Origin of the sequence: Clostridium sp. LS (genome assembly GCF_002760435.1) — a bacterium.
Classification (GTDB): domain Bacteria; phylum Bacillota; class Clostridia; order Clostridiales; family Clostridiaceae; genus Clostridium.
On sequence record NZ_AUUU01000194.1, the window covers coordinates 1 to 1532 of the forward strand.

Here is a 1532-nt window from a genome sequence, read left to right on the forward strand (position 1 = left end):
ATTATTCCCTTTTTAACTTCTTCTACTATTAAATCATAAGCTTTTGCCCATACTTTACTTGTTTTTTCGGTCTTATCTTCTAGGAAACTAGCATCTCCTTCATATAACTTATAATTCTTTTGTATAAAGTTCCTTACGTCTATACCTTCCTGCCAAGTTCCACTTTTGAAGCCTTCCCATTGTTTAAACATAATTTTTCCTCCCTTAAAGTAATTTAAATTATATAATTTTTTCCATATAAAAAAGCCGACAATCCAGGCTTTTTTGCCCAGACGGTCGGCTTTTTGCGGCATATGAAATAAAATAACAAGTCACTGATGCAACGTATATTTTGTGTCAGACAAGGAAGTATGTTTACCTCATAGCGGGCCTATTAGGTAAACATACTGACACAGTATGGCTCAAAATAGACTTGCATGCTGACTTGTTATTTTTTTGAATATGCCTAGTCATACTTCATGTGGTAACTCCACTTCCGTCAGTCATATGACCAAATCATAATATAAGAATAATACTAAACCATTTAGTTTGTCAATATGAATTATCTTACAATTATTAATATTGTATATTGATTTTTTATCAATTATATTAAGAATCAATGAAGAATTTTTATTTTTTATAATTATTAACTCTCAAATATTTCTTTTTGATATTTTTTTATTAATTCTTTATCTGCTGCTTTTACATTTTCAAGTGGATATCTAATTCCTAACGTCTCATACTTATTTGTGCCTAATAAATGATATGGCAGCAATTCTACTTTTTCAACATTAGGTATCTCATCGATATATTTTTTTAATTCCTTTAAATGTTCTATACTATCTGTTAATCCTGGAACTACAACATGCCTTATCCACATTTTAGTATTATTTCTTTTCATAGCTTCTAGGAATTTTAAGGACTCATCTATATTCATTAGCGTTATATTTTTATATCCTTCTGGTGTAAAATGTTTTATATCAAACAAAACTAAATCTGTATATTTTAATATTTCATCATAATCACCAAATCCATAGCCTGCTGTATCGATGCAAGTATTAATTCCTTTACTCTTGCAAAGTTTAAGGGTTTCTAGAAGAAATTCTGGCTGTCTTAAAGGCTCTCCACCTGAAAATGTAACTCCCCCGCCACTACTTGCGAAATAAGTTTTAAACCTTTCAATTTTCTTAACTAAATCTTCAGGAGTATATTCTTCCCCACCACTAGCTGCCCAAGTATCGGGATTATGACAATACTTGCACCTCAATGCACATCCTTGCAAAAATACTACCACTCTAATCCCAGGACCATCTACAAGCCCCATTGTTTCTATTGAATGAACATTACCTTTAACCATTTATTATCACCCCTTTATATTTTATCATAATTTAAATTTGAATATAATGCAAAAGAAGAGAAAGCTAACCTCCCCCTTCTTCCGCTAATTTATTTTGTATTGAATATTAACTAATGTATCTTACTTTATTAGATACTTTCATGGAAAGTTCTGCTTATAACCTCTAATTGCTGCTCTTTTGATAATCTGCTAAAGT

General features: G+C 30.6%; 2 protein-coding genes. Both read right to left on the reverse strand.

What is annotated here, in order from left to right:
- On the reverse strand, positions 1 to 191 hold a 191-nt coding region (locus COL3_RS25930; protein ID WP_143327575.1), incomplete at its 3' end, for a hypothetical protein.
- A 434-nt stretch (positions 192 to 625) separates the two neighbouring features.
- On the reverse strand, positions 626 to 1336 hold the full coding sequence (pflA, locus tag COL3_RS25935; RefSeq protein ID WP_008421340.1) for a pyruvate formate-lyase-activating protein: 711 nt from the start codon (positions 1334 to 1336) through the stop codon (positions 626 to 628).
- Positions 1337 to 1532 lie beyond the last annotated feature (196 nt).